At 60.5% G+C, this 15,979-nt stretch carries 12 protein-coding genes; 6 read left to right on the top strand and 6 right to left on the bottom strand.

The features are described 5' to 3' along the window. Nucleotides 1-130: 130 nt before the first annotated feature. On the bottom strand, nucleotides 131-1,750 hold the full coding sequence (locus JFT91_RS12990) for an FMN-binding glutamate synthase family protein (protein ID WP_201232586.1): 1,620 nt from the start codon (nucleotides 1,748-1,750) through the stop codon (nucleotides 131-133). A 129-nt stretch (nucleotides 1,751-1,879) separates the two neighbouring features. Beyond that, nucleotides 1,880-2,668 carry a helix-turn-helix transcriptional regulator gene (locus JFT91_RS12985; RefSeq protein WP_201232585.1) on the bottom strand — a complete coding sequence of 263 codons (789 nt, stop codon included), beginning with the start codon at nucleotides 2,666-2,668 and terminating at the stop codon, nucleotides 1,880-1,882. Between the two features lie 125 nt (nucleotides 2,669-2,793). Here JFT91_RS12985 and JFT91_RS12980 point away from each other — a divergent pair, with 125 nt between their 5' ends. The 5 genes from JFT91_RS12980 to JFT91_RS12960 all read left to right on the top strand — a co-directional run bounded on the left by JFT91_RS12980 (nucleotide 2,794) and on the right by JFT91_RS12960 (nucleotide 6,794). Then, nucleotides 2,794-3,615, top strand: coding sequence for a carbon-nitrogen hydrolase family protein (locus JFT91_RS12980; RefSeq protein ID WP_201232584.1), 822 nt, complete (start codon nucleotides 2,794-2,796; stop codon nucleotides 3,613-3,615). A gap of 180 nt (nucleotides 3,616-3,795) precedes the next feature. Continuing rightward, nucleotides 3,796-5,121 (top strand): APC family permease, encoded by a 1,326-nt coding sequence (locus JFT91_RS12975; protein ID WP_201232583.1) that lies wholly within the window; start codon nucleotides 3,796-3,798, stop codon nucleotides 5,119-5,121. A 79-nt stretch (nucleotides 5,122-5,200) separates the two neighbouring features. After that, the gene (locus JFT91_RS12970; protein ID WP_201232582.1) at nucleotides 5,201-5,623 is read left to right on the top strand and encodes an NUDIX hydrolase; all 423 of its coding nucleotides are present in this window, start codon (nucleotides 5,201-5,203) and stop codon (nucleotides 5,621-5,623) included. A 23-nt stretch (nucleotides 5,624-5,646) separates the two neighbouring features. Next, nucleotides 5,647-6,285, top strand: a complete 639-nt coding sequence (locus JFT91_RS12965) for a LysE family translocator (protein WP_201232581.1) — start codon at nucleotides 5,647-5,649, stop codon at nucleotides 6,283-6,285. A gap of 2 nt (nucleotides 6,286-6,287) precedes the next feature. After that, the gene (locus JFT91_RS12960) at nucleotides 6,288-6,794 is read left to right on the top strand and encodes a GNAT family N-acetyltransferase (RefSeq protein WP_201232580.1); all 507 of its coding nucleotides are present in this window, start codon (nucleotides 6,288-6,290) and stop codon (nucleotides 6,792-6,794) included. Between the two features lie 98 nt (nucleotides 6,795-6,892). Here JFT91_RS12960 and metR read toward each other — a convergent pair whose 3' ends face one another. Further along, nucleotides 6,893-7,810 (bottom strand): transcriptional regulator MetR, encoded by a 918-nt coding sequence (gene metR, locus JFT91_RS12955; RefSeq protein ID WP_201228350.1) that lies wholly within the window; start codon nucleotides 7,808-7,810, stop codon nucleotides 6,893-6,895. A gap of 111 nt (nucleotides 7,811-7,921) precedes the next feature. Here metR and metE point away from each other — a divergent pair, with 111 nt between their 5' ends. Beyond that, nucleotides 7,922-10,234 carry a 5-methyltetrahydropteroyltriglutamate--homocysteine S-methyltransferase gene (gene metE, locus JFT91_RS12950; RefSeq protein WP_201232579.1) on the top strand — a complete coding sequence of 771 codons (2,313 nt, stop codon included), beginning with the start codon at nucleotides 7,922-7,924 and terminating at the stop codon, nucleotides 10,232-10,234. A gap of 73 nt (nucleotides 10,235-10,307) precedes the next feature. Here metE and JFT91_RS29580 read toward each other — a convergent pair whose 3' ends face one another. The 3 genes from JFT91_RS29580 to JFT91_RS29570 all read right to left on the bottom strand — a co-directional run bounded on the left by JFT91_RS29580 (nucleotide 10,308) and on the right by JFT91_RS29570 (nucleotide 15,843). Continuing rightward, nucleotides 10,308-13,409: a dermonecrotic toxin domain-containing protein gene (locus tag JFT91_RS29580; RefSeq protein ID WP_347340634.1), complete on the bottom strand. Its 3,102-nt coding sequence runs from the start codon at nucleotides 13,407-13,409 to the stop codon at nucleotides 10,308-10,310. Nucleotides 13,410-13,447: 38 nt separating this feature from the next. After that, a complete protein-coding gene (locus JFT91_RS29575) occupies nucleotides 13,448-13,975 on the bottom strand; it encodes a hypothetical protein (RefSeq protein ID WP_242489261.1) in 528 nt (175 codons plus the stop codon). 119 nt (nucleotides 13,976-14,094) lie between these two features. Then, the gene (locus JFT91_RS29570; protein WP_242489260.1) at nucleotides 14,095-15,843 is read right to left on the bottom strand and encodes a dermonecrotic toxin domain-containing protein; all 1,749 of its coding nucleotides are present in this window, start codon (nucleotides 15,841-15,843) and stop codon (nucleotides 14,095-14,097) included. Nucleotides 15,844-15,979: the final 136 nt, after the last annotated feature.

The following is a 15,979-nucleotide window of genomic DNA, read 5'->3' as shown; positions in this document are numbered from 1 at the left end:
AAGAACTTCGGGCAGTTGCTATCAAAAGGCTGGACGCAAACTGTGGAACTAAGAAGCGGACCGATGACCGCTTACTTGTTAGTCAACGAAGCGAGGTCAGCCTCTGATAAGGCTGACAACTCTTCAGGGATCAGGCTACCGCCAGCTCATTCGGCTCAAAACTGTCCGCCCGCGCCATCTGCCACATCCGCGAATAGAACTCGCCGTTCACTTCTCCGGTGAGCAGTTCCCCCGGTTTGAGGAACACATGCAATTGCGAGAACAGCTTGATCTCAGTCGCCGACATACGCCGTACCAGATGTTTTGCCGACAACTGCGACGGATGCTCAAGCCCGGCAGCGGCAAGCATTTCCGCCAGCGCTTTTAGCGTATTGCGGTGGAAGTTGAACACGCGCTGAGCCTTGTCCGGCACGACCAGTGCACGCTGGCGCAAAGCGTCTTGAGTAGCGACGCCAGTCGGGCATTTGTTGGTGTGGCAGCTCTGCGACTGGATGCAGCCGATGGCAAACATGAAGCCGCGCGCAGAGTTGGCCCAGTCGGCGCCGATGGCCAGCACGCTGGCGATGTCGAAGGCGCTGACGATCTTGCCGCTGGCGCCGAGTTTGATCTTGTCGCGCAGGTTCAGGCCGACCAGGGTGTTGTGCACAAACAACAGGCCCTCGCGCATTGGCACACCGATGTGGTCGGTGAACTCCACCGGTGCGGCACCGGTGCCACCTTCCTTGCCGTCGACAACGATGAAGTCCGGGAGGATGCCGGTTTCCAGCATGGCTTTGGCGATGCCCATGAACTCCCACGGATGGCCGAGGCAGAACTTGAAGCCCACCGGTTTACCGCCGGACAGTTCACGCAGTTGCTGGATGAACTGCATCATTTCGATCGGCGTGGAAAACGCACTGTGGCGCGATGGCGACACGCAGTCTTCGCCCATCATGATCCCACGGGTTTCAGCGATTTCCTTGGTGACTTTGTGTTTGGGCAGGATGCCGCCGTGGCCGGGTTTGGCGCCTTGGCTCATCTTGATTTCGATCATTCGCACTTGCGGGTTTTGCGCCTGCGTAGCGAAGCGCTCCGGGTCAAAACGGCCGTCGCTGGTGCGGCAGCCGAAGTAGCCGCTGCCGAGTTCCCAAGTCAGGTCGCCGCCGTTTTCACGGTGATAGGGGCTGATGCTGCCTTCGCCGGTGTCGTGGGCGAAGTTGCCGAGTTTCGCGCCTTGGTTGAGCGCGCGAATGGCGTTGGCGCTGAGCGAGCCGAAGCTCATCGCCGAGATGTTGAACACCGACGCCGAGTACGGCTGCGAGCACTGCGGGCCGCCAACGGTGACGCGGAAACTGCTCGGGTCGCTCAATGGCGCCGGGCGCATCGAGTGGCCGATGAATTCGAAACCGGATTGATAGACATCGATCAGGGTGCCGAATGGCTTGTCGGCGCTTTCGTTTTTCGCTCGCGAATAGACCAGCGAGCGCTGGGCACGGGAGAAGGGCAGGGCGTCGCTGTCGGACTCGAGCAGGTACTGGCGGATCTCCGGGCGAATGCCTTCGACCAGGTAGCGAATGTTGCCGAGGATCGGGTAGTTGCGGCGTACCGCGTGCGGGCTCTGCAGCAGGTCGAACAGACCGATCAGGCTCAGCACGCCGGTGACGGCAGTGATCGGCCACAGCCAGTCGTGGTCGAGAAAAGGCAGGCTGGCGAGGGTGAAAATCACGCAGACGGCAAAGAAGGCGTAGCGGCTCAGGAGTGACAGGCTCATACGGTTTCCCTGGTTCGGACTCAGTGGATTGCAAACCTGTGGCAGCAGTCGGGCCTGTTGATGGCATCTATTGTGGTGAGGGGATTTATCCCCCCGCCACAGGGGATCCATCGACACAGGAAAGCTGTTTCAGGCGTTTTGCGCCTGAAGAAAAATCGAAAACAGCTCGGACTGGGATTTGATCCCCAGCTTGCTGTACATGTGTTTCTTATGGACTTTCACGGTTTCTACGGAGATTTCCAGCTTACGGGCGATTTCTTTACTGGAGCAACCGCTGAGCATCAAACGCCCGACATCCTGCTCGCGGGCGGTCAGTTGCGCGCCCTTGAGTTGTTGCACCGAGGTTTCCAGTTGCAGCCGCCAATCGGCGGAGGCCGGCGCCACACTCTCGTTGAGTTCATAGGGCAGACGCTGGCGCAACAGCGCGAGCAGCCACGGCTGGATCAACGATAACAAGGCGATCTGCTCGCTGCTGAAGCGCTGTTTGCTGCCCAGCGACAGGCACAACGTTCGATCGCCTTCGAGCTGACAATTGAACTGGATTTCGTCGGCGACGACATTCAGACGAAAGTATCGCTGGTAATACTCGGTCAGCTCGAAATGCTCGGGCGCCACTTCCCACAGGCGAAACAATCCCGAACGTGATTGCTCGCGACTGGCGATATAGAACGGGTCGAGCAAGTACAGCCCGCGCAGATAATCCTCGAACAACGGATCGGGAATGCCATCCTCGCCAGGGCTGGCGGCGAAAACCTGCGGGTGCTGCCCGGCGCTGAACAGCAGCGCCACCCAGCTATCGAACGGCATGTACTGGTCGAGCAGACGCACCAGTTGTGCCCAGAAATTCGGCTTGTCCAGCGCCTCGATCAATTGCCCGAAGGCGCGATGCCAGGTGATATCACTGAAGGAAAGTGTCATCGATCTACCCCTATCGGGTTACCCCGGCCGCGTGATTCCCTGGCCGGTTGCTTGCTGCGCATACTGGCCCACAGACAGCCACCGGGCAATCTTTCAGCGCCCGGCACTCAGAACAAGGATTACCGATGAAAGTCGAACTCGCCCAACTGGCGGGCCGTGATAATGGCACGGCTTACAACCTCCAACGTGCGCTCGCCGCGATTGCTGCGTGCGCTGCCGATACGCAACTGATCGTGTTCCCGGAAACCCACCTGATGGGCTTCCCGACGGCCGCGACCGTTGCGCAAACATCCGAGCCAGTGGATGGCCCGACCGTCAGCGCAGTGTTGGCCGCCGCCCGCGAACGCAACATTGCGGTGGTGATCGGCATGGCCGAGAACGACAGCGGTCGGTTCTATAACACCACTCTGCTGATCACCCCCGAAGGCATTGCCCTCAAATATCGCAAGACGCATTTGTGGGCTTCGGATCGCGGTGTGTTCGAGGCGGGTGACCGCTATGCGACCTGTCTGTGGAACGGCGTGCGCGTCGGTCTGCTGATCTGCTACGACATCGAGTTTCCGGAAACCGCCCGTGCCTTGGCGCAACTGGGTGCCGAATTGCTGATCGTGACCAACGGCAACATGGACCCCTACGCCTCGACCCATCGCACCGCGATCATGGCGCGGGCCCAGGAAAATCAGGCGTTCGCGCTGATGGTCAATCGCGTGGAAGCAGGGGATGACGGCTTGATGTTTGCCGGTGGCAGCGCGCTGGTGGATCCGCTGGGGACACTGTTGTTCGAGGCGGGGCGCGAGGAAGGGCAGTTCACGGTTGAACTGGATTTTGCCCAGTTGGAACTGGCGCGCAAGGATTACCGCTATCTGGATGATCAGCGATTGAAGCTGCCGGGGGAGGTGGTGGAGCACGCTTGCGGGCGGCGCGAGTTGCTGATCCCTCAACGTTGAAAATCAAAAGATCGCAGCCTTCGGCAGCTCCTACAGGAGTACGCATGCCAAGGTAGGAGCTGCCGAAGGTTGCGATCTTTTAGCGACCCGATTGATTCACCCAAACAACAAAACCACACCCGAAACATTCGCCGAACTCGGCTCTGCCATAAATCCAATAAAATTCGGAGTAAGTCGTCCATGGCTCGTTTGCAACGCACCCTTTCGCTAGGGTCGGTGGTGCTGTTCGGCATCGCCTACATGACGCCGATCATTGTTCTCGGCACCTTCGGCATCCTCGCGCAATCCACCGCGGGCATGGTGCCCGCCGCGTATCTGGCGGCGCTGGTCGCGATGTTTTTCACTGCAATGAGCTACGGGCGCATGGCTGCGGCGTTCCCTGTCGCTGGCTCCGCCTACAGCTACGTGCGCAAGGCCATCAGCCCGAAACTCGGTTTCATCGCCGGTTGGGCAGTACTGCTCGACTATCTGTTTCTGCCGATGGCGATCTGGCTGATCGGCGCCGCGTACCTGGCCTCGGCGTTCCCGTCGATTCCGCAATGGATCTGGGTTCTGGCGTTCATCGGCATCACCAGTGCGATCAACATCATCGGCCTGAAACTGGCCAATGGCATCAACGCCTTGCTGATGCTGGTGCAGTTCCTCGTACTGATCGCCTTCGTCGCGCTGTGCGTGCACTACATCGGTGGTGATGCGAGCACGCCGTTGTGGTCGATCAAACCGTTCTTCAACGGTGACATGCAGATGCCGCTGGTCATGAGCGGTGCGGCGATCGCCTGTTATTCGTTCCTGGGTTTCGACGCGGTCAGCACCTTGACCGAAGAGACCCGCGATCCACGCCGCACCATTCCTCGGGCAATCATGTTGATCACCCTGATCGGCGGGCTGATTTTCGTCGGCGTGTCGTACTTCGTGCAGATCGCCCACCCGTCGTTCCAGTTCGACAGCGTCGACTCGGCGGCCTATGAAATCGCCCGCAATATTGGCGGCGACCTGTTCGTTTCGATCTTCCTCATCGGCCTGATCGTCGGTCAGTTTGCGTCCGGGCTTTCAGCGCAGGCCAGCGGTTCGCGATTGCTGTTCGCGATGGGCCGCGACGGGGTGCTGCCGAAGTCGTTTTTCGGCACCTTGCACGCGCGCTTCGGCACACCAGTCAACAGCATTCTGCTCTGCGCCGTCGTGGCGTTGCTGGCGCTGAAACTCGACGTGACCACCTCGACCTCGTTCATCAATTTCGGCGCGTTCCTGGCGTTCAGCCTGGTGAATCTGTCGGTGATCTTTCATTACTGGATCGGCGGTGAAAAGAAGGGGCTGCGCGAACTGCTGCTGTTTTTGATTTTCCCGTTCATTGGCCTGGTGGCGGACTTGTGGCTGATGGTCAGTCTGGATCATCTGGCGGTTTATCTGGGCCTGAGCTGGCTGGCCATCGGTGTTGTGTATCTGGCAGTACTGACCGGCGGCTTCCGTCGCCAGCCGCCGGAGATGGATTTCCAGGAAGCCACCTGATCCGGCAGATCCTGCATGGGGTTGGTGTTCGGCAGGGGACGTGTGATGCTTGCGGCTTTTGCGCCTAAGGTTTTTCGCTATGTTGACGTCTGCCCGCATCATCCGCATCGCCGCTGCTCTGCTGCTTAACGCGAACGGCCAAACCCTGCTGGTTCGCAAACGCGGCACCACTGCATTCATGCAACCGGGCGGCAAAATTGAAGCGCATGAATTACCGGTGCATGCCTTGGCCCGAGAGCTGGAAGAAGAACTGGATCTGCAGATCGATCCAGCGCAGGCGACCTTCTTGGGTCAGTTCTCCGCACCTGCCGCCAACGAACCGGGTTTTGTCGTACAGGCCGAGATCTTTCAGCTGACCATCGACGCGCAAGTCACTCCGGCTGCTGAAATCGAAGAAGTGATCTGGATCGACCCGGCCACTGATCCTGCTATTGAACTGGCGCCATTGACACAGGACGTGATCCTGCCGTTTTATCGAGCCTCGCTGACCGCCATCGCCTGATCATCCATGCAAAGGACGTTGCCATGATCCCGCTTCAAGACTTGCTGATATTCGCCGCCGCGGCGTTGCTGATGGTGCTGACGCCGGGGCCGAACATGATCTACCTGATCTCGCGTTCGATCTGTCAGGGGCGCAAGGCCGGGGTGACCTCGTTGCTTGGCGTGGTCGCGGGGTTCTTTGTGCACATGTTTGCAGCCGCCGCGGGTTTGACGGCGGTGTTCCTCGCGGTGCCGATGGCGTATGAAGTATTGAAGTGGGCCGGCGCGCTGTACCTGTTGTGGCTGGCCTGGCAAGCGGTGAAACCCGGTGCGCGCTCGCCGTTCGAGGCGCAGCAATTACCGCCGGATTCCTCGCGCAAACTGATCACCATGGGCTTTCTCACCAGCGCACTGAACCCGAAGATCGCGGTGTTTTATCTCTCGGTGTTTCCGCAGTTCATCACGCCGGAACACGGCTCGGTGTTCACCCAAAGCATCATTCTCGGGCTGACGCAGATCAGCGTCAGTTTCACCGTCAATCTGTTGATCGCGTTGTTCGCCGCGGGGATCGCTTCGTGGTTCGTGCGTAATCCGACGTGGTTGGCGATGCAGCGTTACTTCATGGGGTTTGTCCTCGGCGGCCTCGCTGTACGGCTGATGCTTGAGCAACGCAGGACGGCTTGACCATGTGGATCGAACGGCTGGACGCCAGTCATGCCCTGGCTTATCGGGAGTTGATGCTCGAAGCGTATGACCGCCATCCGCAGGCGTTCACCTCCAGCGTGCGTGAGCGCGCGGTGATGCCGTTGAGCTGGTGGGAGGCGCGGCTGACCAGCAAACTGGATGTGGTGCTGGGCGCATTCGAGGGCGGCACGCTGGCCGGGATTGTGGGGCTGGCGCTCGAGCCTCGGGAAAAGGCTCGGCATAAAGCCACGTTGTTCGGGATGTATGTGTCGGCGGATTTTCGCCAGCACGGTCTCGGTCACGAGTTGGTGCAAGCGGTCATTGCCGAGGCGCGAAACCGTCCGGCGCTGCAATTGCTTCAACTGACGGTCACCGCTGGCAACGACGCGGCATTCAACCTCTACCAACGCTGCGGATTTATCCAGTTCGGCCTCGAACCACTGGCCGTGCGCGTCGGTGAAGACTACTTCGACAAAATCCATATGTGGCGTGAGCTCGCCAACACATAAGATCAAAAGATCGCAGCCTGCGGCAGCTCCTACACAGAACGTGCGTGCACATCCATCCTGTAGGAGTTGCCGAAGGCTGCGATCTTTTGATTTGGGTTTTAGCGAACTGCACTGACACCATCGAGTGTCGAGAACGAAGTGTCCTTCGCCGTCAGCAGGAAATCGCGCATGTACGGCGCATCGAGCATGTCCGCGCGAATGCCGGCATACAGCGTGGCGAACAGACCTTTTTCCCCTAGCCGCTTGCCCTTCACGTACCCGCGCGAGCTGTATTCGTGCAGCGCCCAGTGCGGCATGCCACACACGCCACGACCGCTGGCGACCAGTTGCATCATCATTACCGTCAGCTCGGATGTACGCACCTGCGCCGGTTCGATATCCGCCGGTTCAAGGAAGCGCGTGAAGATGTCCAGCCGGTCGCGTTCCACCGGATAGGTGATCAGCGTTTCCGTGAGCAAGTCTTCCGGCACGATGTACGGCTTGCTCGCCAACGCATGTTGGTTCGCCACCGCCAGCATCGCCTCGTAGGTAAACAGCGGCACATAGGTGATGCCGGCAATTTCCAGCGGGTCGGAGGTCACCACCAGATCCAGATCGCCCCGCGCCAATGCCGGCAGCGGTGCAAAGGAAAAACCCGAGGCCAGATCGAGTTCAACCTCAGGCCAGGCATCGCGGAACTGGTCGATGGTCGGCATCAGCCACTGAAAGCAACTGTGGCATTCGATCGCCATGTGCAGACGCCCGGCCGTGCCACCGGCCAGACGACTGATGTCACGCTCGGCGGCGCGCAGCAGCGGCAGGGTCGCATCGGCCAGTTGCAGCAGACGCAAACCGGCGCTGGTGAAACGCACCGGTTTGGTCTTGCGCACGAACAGTTGCATGCCCATGCGCTCTTCCAGTTCCTTGAACTGGTGAGACAGCGCCGATTGCGTCAGGTGCAGGCGATCAGCCGCGTCGACGAGGCTGTCGGCTTCACGCAGGGCATGAAGGGTTTTCAAGTGGCGGATCTCAAGCACCGATGGCTCCATGAAAAAAATTTGCTGATTCAGCGATGGTGGTGAGTTTGTCTCATGTTGGCGGGGCTGTCGACAATGGCGCCATCTTTTACCCAATGGAGCACATTCGACATGGCCGTGGCCCACACCCTTGGTTTTCCGCGCATCGGCGCCGACCGCGAACTGAAAAAAGCCCTCGAAGCCTACTGGAAAGGCGATCTCGATCAGGCTGCCCTGAACAAGGTTGGCCGTGATCTGCGCGCCGCCCACTGGCAGTTGCAGAAAGACGCCGGCATCGACTTGCTGCCGGTCGGCGATTTCGCCTGGTACGACCAGGTGCTGACTCATTCGCTGACCTTCGGCGTCATCCCGGAACGTTTTGACGGCGTGCGCGACGAACACGGCCAGCCGAGCCTCGACACCCTGTTCGCCATGGCGCGCGGCGCGACGGCAGGCTGCTGCGGCGGCGAACACGGCAAGACTCAGTACGCCCAAGAGCTGACCAAGTGGTTCGATACCAACTACCACTACCTCGTCCCGGAATTCACCGCTGACCAGCCGTTCAAGCTGAGCTGGGAACAGTTGTTCGACGAAGTCGAAGAAGCGCGGGCGCTGGGGCACAACGTCAAGCCGGTGATCATCGGCCCGCTGACTTACCTGTGGCTGGGCAAGGCCAAAGGCGACGAGTTCGACAAACTCGATCTGCTTGAACGCTTGCTGCCGGTGTACAACGAAATCCTCGGCCGCCTCGCTGCCCAAGGTGTGGAGTGGGTGCAGATCGATGAACCGATCCTTACCCTCGACTTGCCGCTAGCGTGGAAAAGTGCCTTCGAGCGCGCTTATCACATCCTCCAGTATTCGCCGCTGAAGAAGCTGCTCGCCACTTACTTCGGTGGCCTGGAAGAAAACCTCGGCCTGGCGGCGAACCTGCCAGTCGACGGTCTGCACATCGATCTGGTGCGTGCACCGGAACAATACCCGACCATTCTTGATCGCTTGCCAGCTTATAAAGTGTTGTCGCTGGGTGTGGTCAACGGCCGTAACGTCTGGCGCTGCGATCTGGAGAATGCCTTGGCCACTTTGCAGCACGCTCATGAGCGTTTGGGTGATCGCCTGTGGGTCGCGCCGTCCTGCTCGCTGCTGCACAGCCCGGTGGATCTGGGGCGTGAAGATAAACTCGATGCCGAGCTGAAGAGCTGGCTGGCGTTCGCTGTGCAGAAGTGCGAAGAAGTGGCTGTTCTGGCGCACGCCGTCAACGAACCGGAAGCGCCTAAAGTGCTCCGCGCATTGACCGAAAGCCGTTCGGTGCAGGCTGCTCGCGCTGCGTCGCCACGTATTCACAAACCCGCCGTTCAGGCGCGTGTTGCCGCGATCACCGCCAACGACAGTCAGCGTCAATCGCCGTTTGCAAAGCGAATCGCCAAGCAGCGCGCCGGGCTGGATCTGCCGCTGTTCCCGACCACGACCATCGGTTCTTTCCCGCAAACCGCGTCGATTCGTCTGGCACGCCAATCGTTCAAGCAAGGCAAGCTGAGCGCCGCCGAATACACCGAGGCGATGCACAGCGAGATCCGCCACGCGGTGGAAATCCAGGAGCGCCTGGGCCTCGACGTGCTGGTGCACGGTGAAGCCGAACGCAACGACATGGTCGAGTACTTCGCCGAGCAACTCGACGGTTACGTGTTCACCCGTTTCGGTTGGGTGCAAAGCTACGGTTCGCGTTGTGTGAAACCGGCAGTGATCTTCGGCGACTTGAGCCGTCCGAAAGCCATGACCGTCGAGTGGATCCGCTACGCCCAGGGCCTGACCGACAAGGTCATGAAAGGCATGCTGACCGGTCCGGTGACGATGCTGATGTGGTCGTTCCCGCGTGAAGATGTCAGCCGTGAAGTGCAGGCTCGACAACTGGCGCTGGCAATCCGTGACGAAGTGGTTGACCTGGAAGCCGTCGGCATCAAGATCGTACAGATCGATGAAGCGGCGTTCCGTGAAGGTCTGCCGTTGCGTCAGGCGCAGTGGCAGCATTACCTGGACTGGGCGACCGAAGTGTTCCGTCTGTGCGCCAGCGGTGTGCGTGACGAAACGCAGATCCATACACACATGTGCTACAGCGAGTTCAACGATGTGATCGAGTCCATCGCGGCGATGGATGCCGACGTGATCACCATCGAAACGTCGCGTTCGGACATGGAGTTGCTCGACGCTTTCGAAGCCTTCGCTTACCCGAACGAAATCGGCCCGGGCGTCTACGACATTCACTCGCCACGCATTCCGGATGCATCGGAAATGGCCAACTTGCTGCGCAAGGCCTCCAAACGCATTCCAGCCGAGCGCCTGTGGGTCAACCCGGACTGCGGCCTGAAAACCCGCGGCTGGCCGGAAACCGAAGCAGCGTTGGTACACATGGTGACCGCTGCACGACAGTTGCGCAGTCAACTGGCGTAAACCTGCGCTCTGTCCATTGATACAACGAACCCGCTGAGCCCAAAGGCTCAGCGGGTTTTTGCTTTTTTAACGTTCAAAGCGCCTCGAAATACTCCAGCACTGCCGACTGTCTGCCGATATCGGCAGTCGGCAGATCGGGATCGTCGGCACGGGTCGAAAACCGGTGCTCGGGCAGTTTCAGATGGGCTTTTTCGAATACGCGCATTACCGGCGTTGCGCGGGTGTAATGGAAGTGGGCATACCACAGCAGCTCACTGGGTATCAGGGTCAGATCCCAGATTTCATATTCCTGCAGGTAGTCCTTTCGGGCGCCTCGCTTGCTGATGTTTTTCAGGGGCTGGACTTTGCGGATTTCCACCGCGTGCTGTTCGATCAGGTCGAGCAGCATGCCGTCGGTGGGCGATTTCGTGGTCAGTGACTGACGGGTGCGCAGGGCACGACCACTGGCGATCAATTCAGTGGCTTTGTTGCGCAGTTGCGTAATGACCGGATTCTGCGGCGCGATGTTGGCGATACGGTCGGCGCGCAGATTCAGCTCGGCGGCCTCGCTCACCAGCATGTGCTCAAGGTCGACCGGCAACATGTCCTGATCGGCGTAGGAATCGACCCGGGCCCGGTAAGCCGCTTGCGAGTCCAGGCGTTTGCGCGCTTCGGCCACCAGTGTCGACAGACTCAACGGCGGCGGCGCCGGTGTTGCGGCCGCAGGACTCGACAGGCGATATTTGCCGCTGGCGGTCTGTTCCCAGATTTCCCCGCTGTGCATCTCGTACTGATGCTTGTTGTTTTTCTTGTCCCATTTTTCCACACCGATCAGCCATTGATCGTCTTCGGTGGGAAAGACCTTGCGATTGATCTCTCCGGCCGGCGGCGCGGCATGTACGGGGTTGCTAATGCTTTTGCGCGCCTGTTCGCCGAGTTTTTCGAACCCGGACATCAGCGGCTCGATCAGTTCCTCATGGAAATATTGCGGGTAGCTGGCGGTCCAGACCTTCATCTCGCGGGCAAACTGCGCGTACGTATCGACGCAGTCCTGAAGAATGGCATCGCGCTGTACCCGGGTGACGTTGGCGCTCAACAGGTCGTGGTGAGTGTTGAGCGCACGGGCGACTTTTTCCCGCAGTCTGCGCGCCTGCCCCAGCAGATAAAGCCATGAAGCATCGCCGATGCTACCGGCGCGCTGCACCGCCTCAAGGCGTTGATAGGTTTTCTGAAAACTCAGGAGAAAAGTACTGTGTTTGGCGTTCAGGTCATCGACAAGGCTGGCCACTACTTTTTTGTCCGCCGCGATGCGAATGCGCTCGTACCAATGGTTGACGTCAACTCTGAGCACCTCCATCTGATCCAGTTTGCGCAGGTATTCGAGGCGCAGCTGGCGGCGTTCTTCCATCAGCGTCAGGCGTTGTACGAGGGCGTCTTGCGGCAGTTCATCCAGTTGCTTGTTCAGTGCCTCGATCCGGGTGATCAACGGCGAGGTGCTGTGCGAGTTGTGGATCGCGCGGCGTGCGTACCGATCTGTCAATACGGCGGCTGTACCGCTTTGCATCTCGATCAAGGCGCGACGCTTGTTGCCGTGGGTCAGCGGTTCCAGTTCAAGCAATGTCTGGTAACGCCGGATTGCGATTTCAATGTCACCGATGGCGGCGGCTTCAGCGGCAGGTATGAGGGCCTGGCGTGCCTCATCGGTTTTCGCACTGGCATAGCGGTTTAACGTCACGTCGCTGTTTCCGCCGCGGATTTCGAGTTGTTCGGAAAGGTCATCGGCGAGCGCGGTCAGCAGGTGATGACGGCGAAAATTGCGGTCTACCCACCAGCGCGGCAGTCGTTGACGAATCGCCTGCGGCCAGATCGGATCAAGCGTATCGGCCAGATGCCCGATGACGTTTCCGCCTCCCAGGCCGCCGCCCTCGAAGGTACTGCCGTAAACGCCGAACCAGGTGTCCCACTCGCCGTTGTCGTTGAGCGCCACCGGTTGCTTGTAGGTGGCCTTGCGGGTGCCGCGCAAGCGCCAGTTACGTGAGTCATTACTGCGCTGCACCTCGAAGATCCGCCCCTGACGCACAATGAAATCGCCGTCGGCATGCCGGTAGATGCCGCGATACAGGCCGTCGGTGCCCGGTTGCAGGCCAGCGAGGGAAATCGGTTTTTCATATTCGTAACCCGAGAAGCGCGCCGCGAGATGTCGAGCCTGACGCCGTGACGTGTTCTGCAGCGCTGCCGTGGTTCTGAGCAATACGCGCATCTGGCGTGCGCGGGTCACCGAGCGAGCCGCGCGCGACACGGCCGAAAACGCCAGTTCACCGGGCAGCAGATCCATGGCCGCGTCGATCAATGACAGCAGGACCGATTCCAGTTCGGCCAAACCCTCACCGATGTCGCCACGTAAAAACGCGGCCACTGACTGGTTGGCCGCCGTCCAGGCATCGTAAACGGCAATGGCGGTGCCGATGAAGGGCAGCAGGCCGATCGCCATTTTCAGGTAATTGAACGCGCGCGGTCCCTTCAGCGCATAGCGTTCCATGTACAGCGCATCGTTGGAGCGCGAGGTGCCGCGATGGGCTTCGATCAGCCGTCCCATGTGCGCATCCAGCAAGTGCGTGGCGAACGAGGTGCCGGGCGGCCAGCGCTCGCCGACGCCGATGATCGCGTCGAAGTGCTTGAGCACGGCCTCGTTGAGCCGGCTCTCATGCGCCCTGACGTTACCCTGCAAGGCGCGGCCGGCCAGATAGCGGATCCAGCTGTCCTGCATGCACATTTTGTACAACGCCATGCGCGCCGATTCGAGGTTGTCGTAACGCCGCAGAAAACGGTCGTCGGGACTGTCGGGCAGATATAGCAGGGTGATGCCGCTGACCTGCTCTTCAATGAAGGTCACGCCGGACAGGGTGACGGCACCTTCATTGGGCGTGTCCGCGCCACCGACGCTCAGATACGCCGGACGGATAACGATGCGTTTGCGCTCGGCTTGCCAGGCTTGCGCGGTGTTGGCATCCGTGGCGATGCTGAGGATCTGCAATTCGTCTTGGCTGATGTGATTTTGCAGACGGGCGAATTCACCTTGCAGTTTGAGCATTGCGCGCCAGGATTCGACCAGGCATTCGCGGCGATGCTCTCTGACGAAAGTCGACTCGTCGGGCGCACCGGTGAACGCCTCGCGAATGCGTTTTTCGTAGGCCAGGGGCAGATCGAGCTCTGGCAGTACACGTTTCAGCCAGGTCAGGGTGAGACCTTTTTCAAGGTTTCAGCCTCGACCGCATCGCTTGCGCTGACCTCCACCCGCATGTACGTCAGGCGCAGCGAAAGCGGTTCGAGCTGCATCGATGGCGTGTTGTCGATGTTCAGTTGGGCCAGTTCCACCAGCGGCATTTTGCTGCGGGTGGCACTGGGCTCCGGCACCAGTTCATAACCCGAGTGGCCGGGGGCGGGTTTGTAGCGTTTGACCATTTTTACCGAGTCAGGCAGGTCGAGGGTGATCTCGAAGCTGCCCTTGAGCGCGAAGTCCTTGCGCAGTCGCTCATGCAGATGTGTGCGCGTGAAGTCGTCCCGTGGTTGCAGGGCGAGGGTCAGTTGCTCATGGCTGCGCTGCATCGCGAGGAGGAACGCCTCGATCAGTTGCTTGAGCGCGCTGCGGTCTGCCGTGCTGAGCCTGGCGAGCCAGTCCGGCAGGACGTCTGCCAGCGTGCCGCTGTTTGCTTGCTCCAGCACCTGCGTGAACGCCAGGCTGCGAGCGGCGTTTACCGGCACCTGTAACGCACCGAGACTGCGCTGGCGCAGGGCGGCGAGTTGTTCGTCGTACTGGTTTTTTGTACTGGCATCGGCAAAACGTGAACGCAGGAGACCGGCCTGTTCGTCGAAGTCGCTGGTCAGTTGACTGAGGCCATGCTGCAGCGGATCACCGCTGATTTTTTCAGTTGCAAGGCAAGTGCAGCGTCCTGCCCGGCAATCTTGAACACCTGCTGTTCCAGCACCCGCCGATTGGCGAAACGTTGCAGACCACCGCCGTTGCCTGGCCAGTACAGCAACACGCTGTGCGGCGACTCCCGATCAAGCAGTGCCTGCGGGTGGGTCATCACAAACGGGCCATTGAGTTCAGCGGGGGCCGGGTTGTCGGCGCCCTGCTCATGGGACGACAGGACCAGGCTGGCCGCGACATGCTCGGCGCCGGGGTTTTGTGGAGTTTCGAGCAGGGCCTTGATCCGGTCTCGCTCGGTCTCGCTCAATTGGCTCAGCAGCCCTTGCAAGTCGGCTTCGGCTTGCAAACCGCTTTTGTGCGCCTGGTGCAGGGCGGTGAATTCACGGTTGAACGTCGCCAGGTCGAGGGCGCGCGGCCGGCCCAGCAATGCCGTAGCGGCCTTGTCAGCGGCTTGCTCGGCGGCTTCCAGCGTCTCGTGTGTTTGCTTGAACGGTTGCAGGGCGGTGTTGGTATCGGCACCGTCGAGTAGTGTTTCGAGCGCGTCGCGTTGCCGGTTGAGCGCTGCCTGGCGCAGGGGCCAGGGGATGTCGGCGTACAGACTTCCGAACAGGGCCTGTTGCTCAGGCTCGACCACGACGTTGTCGAGCGTTGGCGGAAAGGCAAACACCGCGCCGGTATTGCGCTGGTGATCGGTCTGATCGACGTTGTCGAGAGCCTGGCTGGCCTGTTCGTACAGGTTCGCTTTGCCGACACTGCCATTGCGCAGCGCATCGAACTGGGCTTTGTACAGGTGAGCCAGCAGGTCGGTCATGCCTGCGGTCAATGGCAGGTTTCTGCCGGTGTATTCAAAGTGCAGGTCGGTGTGCGGCAGGCCGGTGGGCACCAACGATTGCGTCGACAGCCAGCTCTCAAGGTCCTGACGTTGGGCAAATACCTGGAACGCCTCAGGCCGCAGCGGCAGGTACAACCACTGGCTGACCGGCGCCTCGGTACCGAAACTGATGACCCAGGCAGCGGGCAATTTGACCTTGCTGCCATTGCTCAGCACCAGCGACAGTTGCTCGGTGGTGATGGCGGGTGTGGCGGCGCTGGCCTCCTGTAGCGTGGCGAGCGCGAGCAATTGTTCGGCGGTCAGGCTGCGCTGGGCGAACGCGAGCTGCGCGGTCGCGTCGAGATGTTCGCGGTACAACTGGCTGGCGCGTTCGCGGCGCGATACCGGGCTGCCCGGCGTGCGGGCATCCCAATAGGTATTCCAGCGCGTCTGCAGGGCTTGTTCGATGGGCAATGTCTTGAGCCGCGCAAGCAATTGCGCCGGCGTCAGGCCGAACAAGGCGTGGGCGGTGGAGAGGCCGGTGACCCGACAGGATGCCTCCACGGCAATCTTGGCCAGTGGCTGCTGAAAGACAAAAGCACAAACCTGCACCATCGGGATGAAGCGTTCCGGGCGCGGATCCTGCGCGGCAAAGAGCAGACCGGCGCCGGTTTGCTCCAGATTCAACTGTTGCTTGAGCACCCGTAAAAGCGTGTCCCGTGCGGTAGGCACATCGGCAAACAATTGATGCAACGCCTCGCAGCTTTCTCGCCATCGATGAGCGGCATTCAGCAGTAAACCTTCGTCGTGGTGGGCCGGCAAGCGCGCTGCCGTTGACTGGGCGGGCGGCTCAAGGGCGGGGGCATTTAACAATAATCGATCGGGCATGGTTAACGGCTCGCGGTGGGGAGCGGCGGATGCGCTCCGGTCCTGAGCCATTCAACGGGGAAAGCGGCCGAGCATGGCGGTAGATAGTTATCGCCGTGCTGACCGCTCGGCACTCTTCATCAAACTGTCACGCAAC

Source organism: Pseudomonas sp. TH08, from assembly GCF_016651275.1.
In the GTDB taxonomy this organism is placed as follows: domain Bacteria; phylum Pseudomonadota; class Gammaproteobacteria; order Pseudomonadales; family Pseudomonadaceae; genus Aquipseudomonas.
This window is presented reverse-complemented; position numbering and strand designations above follow the sequence as displayed.

Excerpts from the sequence above, each read along its gene's own strand:
- JFT91_RS29570 (WP_242489260.1), bottom strand. The coding sequence starts at position 15,843 with ATGCCCGATCGATTATTGTTAAATGCCCCCGCCCTTGAGCCGCCCGCC.
- JFT91_RS12980 (WP_201232584.1), top strand. The coding sequence starts at position 2,794 with ATGAAAGTCGAACTCGCCCAACTGGCGGGCCGTGATAATGGCACGGCT.
- JFT91_RS12985 (WP_201232585.1), bottom strand. The coding sequence starts at position 2,668 with ATGACACTTTCCTTCAGTGATATCACCTGGCATCGCGCCTTCGGGCAA.
- JFT91_RS12990 (WP_201232586.1), bottom strand. The coding sequence starts at position 1,750 with ATGAGCCTGTCACTCCTGAGCCGCTACGCCTTCTTTGCCGTCTGCGTG.
- metE (WP_201232579.1), top strand. The coding sequence starts at position 7,922 with ATGGCCGTGGCCCACACCCTTGGTTTTCCGCGCATCGGCGCCGACCGC.
- JFT91_RS12975 (WP_201232583.1), top strand. The coding sequence starts at position 3,796 with ATGGCTCGTTTGCAACGCACCCTTTCGCTAGGGTCGGTGGTGCTGTTC.
- JFT91_RS12970 (WP_201232582.1), top strand. The coding sequence starts at position 5,201 with ATGTTGACGTCTGCCCGCATCATCCGCATCGCCGCTGCTCTGCTGCTT.
- JFT91_RS12960 (WP_201232580.1), top strand. The coding sequence starts at position 6,288 with ATGTGGATCGAACGGCTGGACGCCAGTCATGCCCTGGCTTATCGGGAG.
- JFT91_RS12965 (WP_201232581.1), top strand. The coding sequence starts at position 5,647 with ATGATCCCGCTTCAAGACTTGCTGATATTCGCCGCCGCGGCGTTGCTG.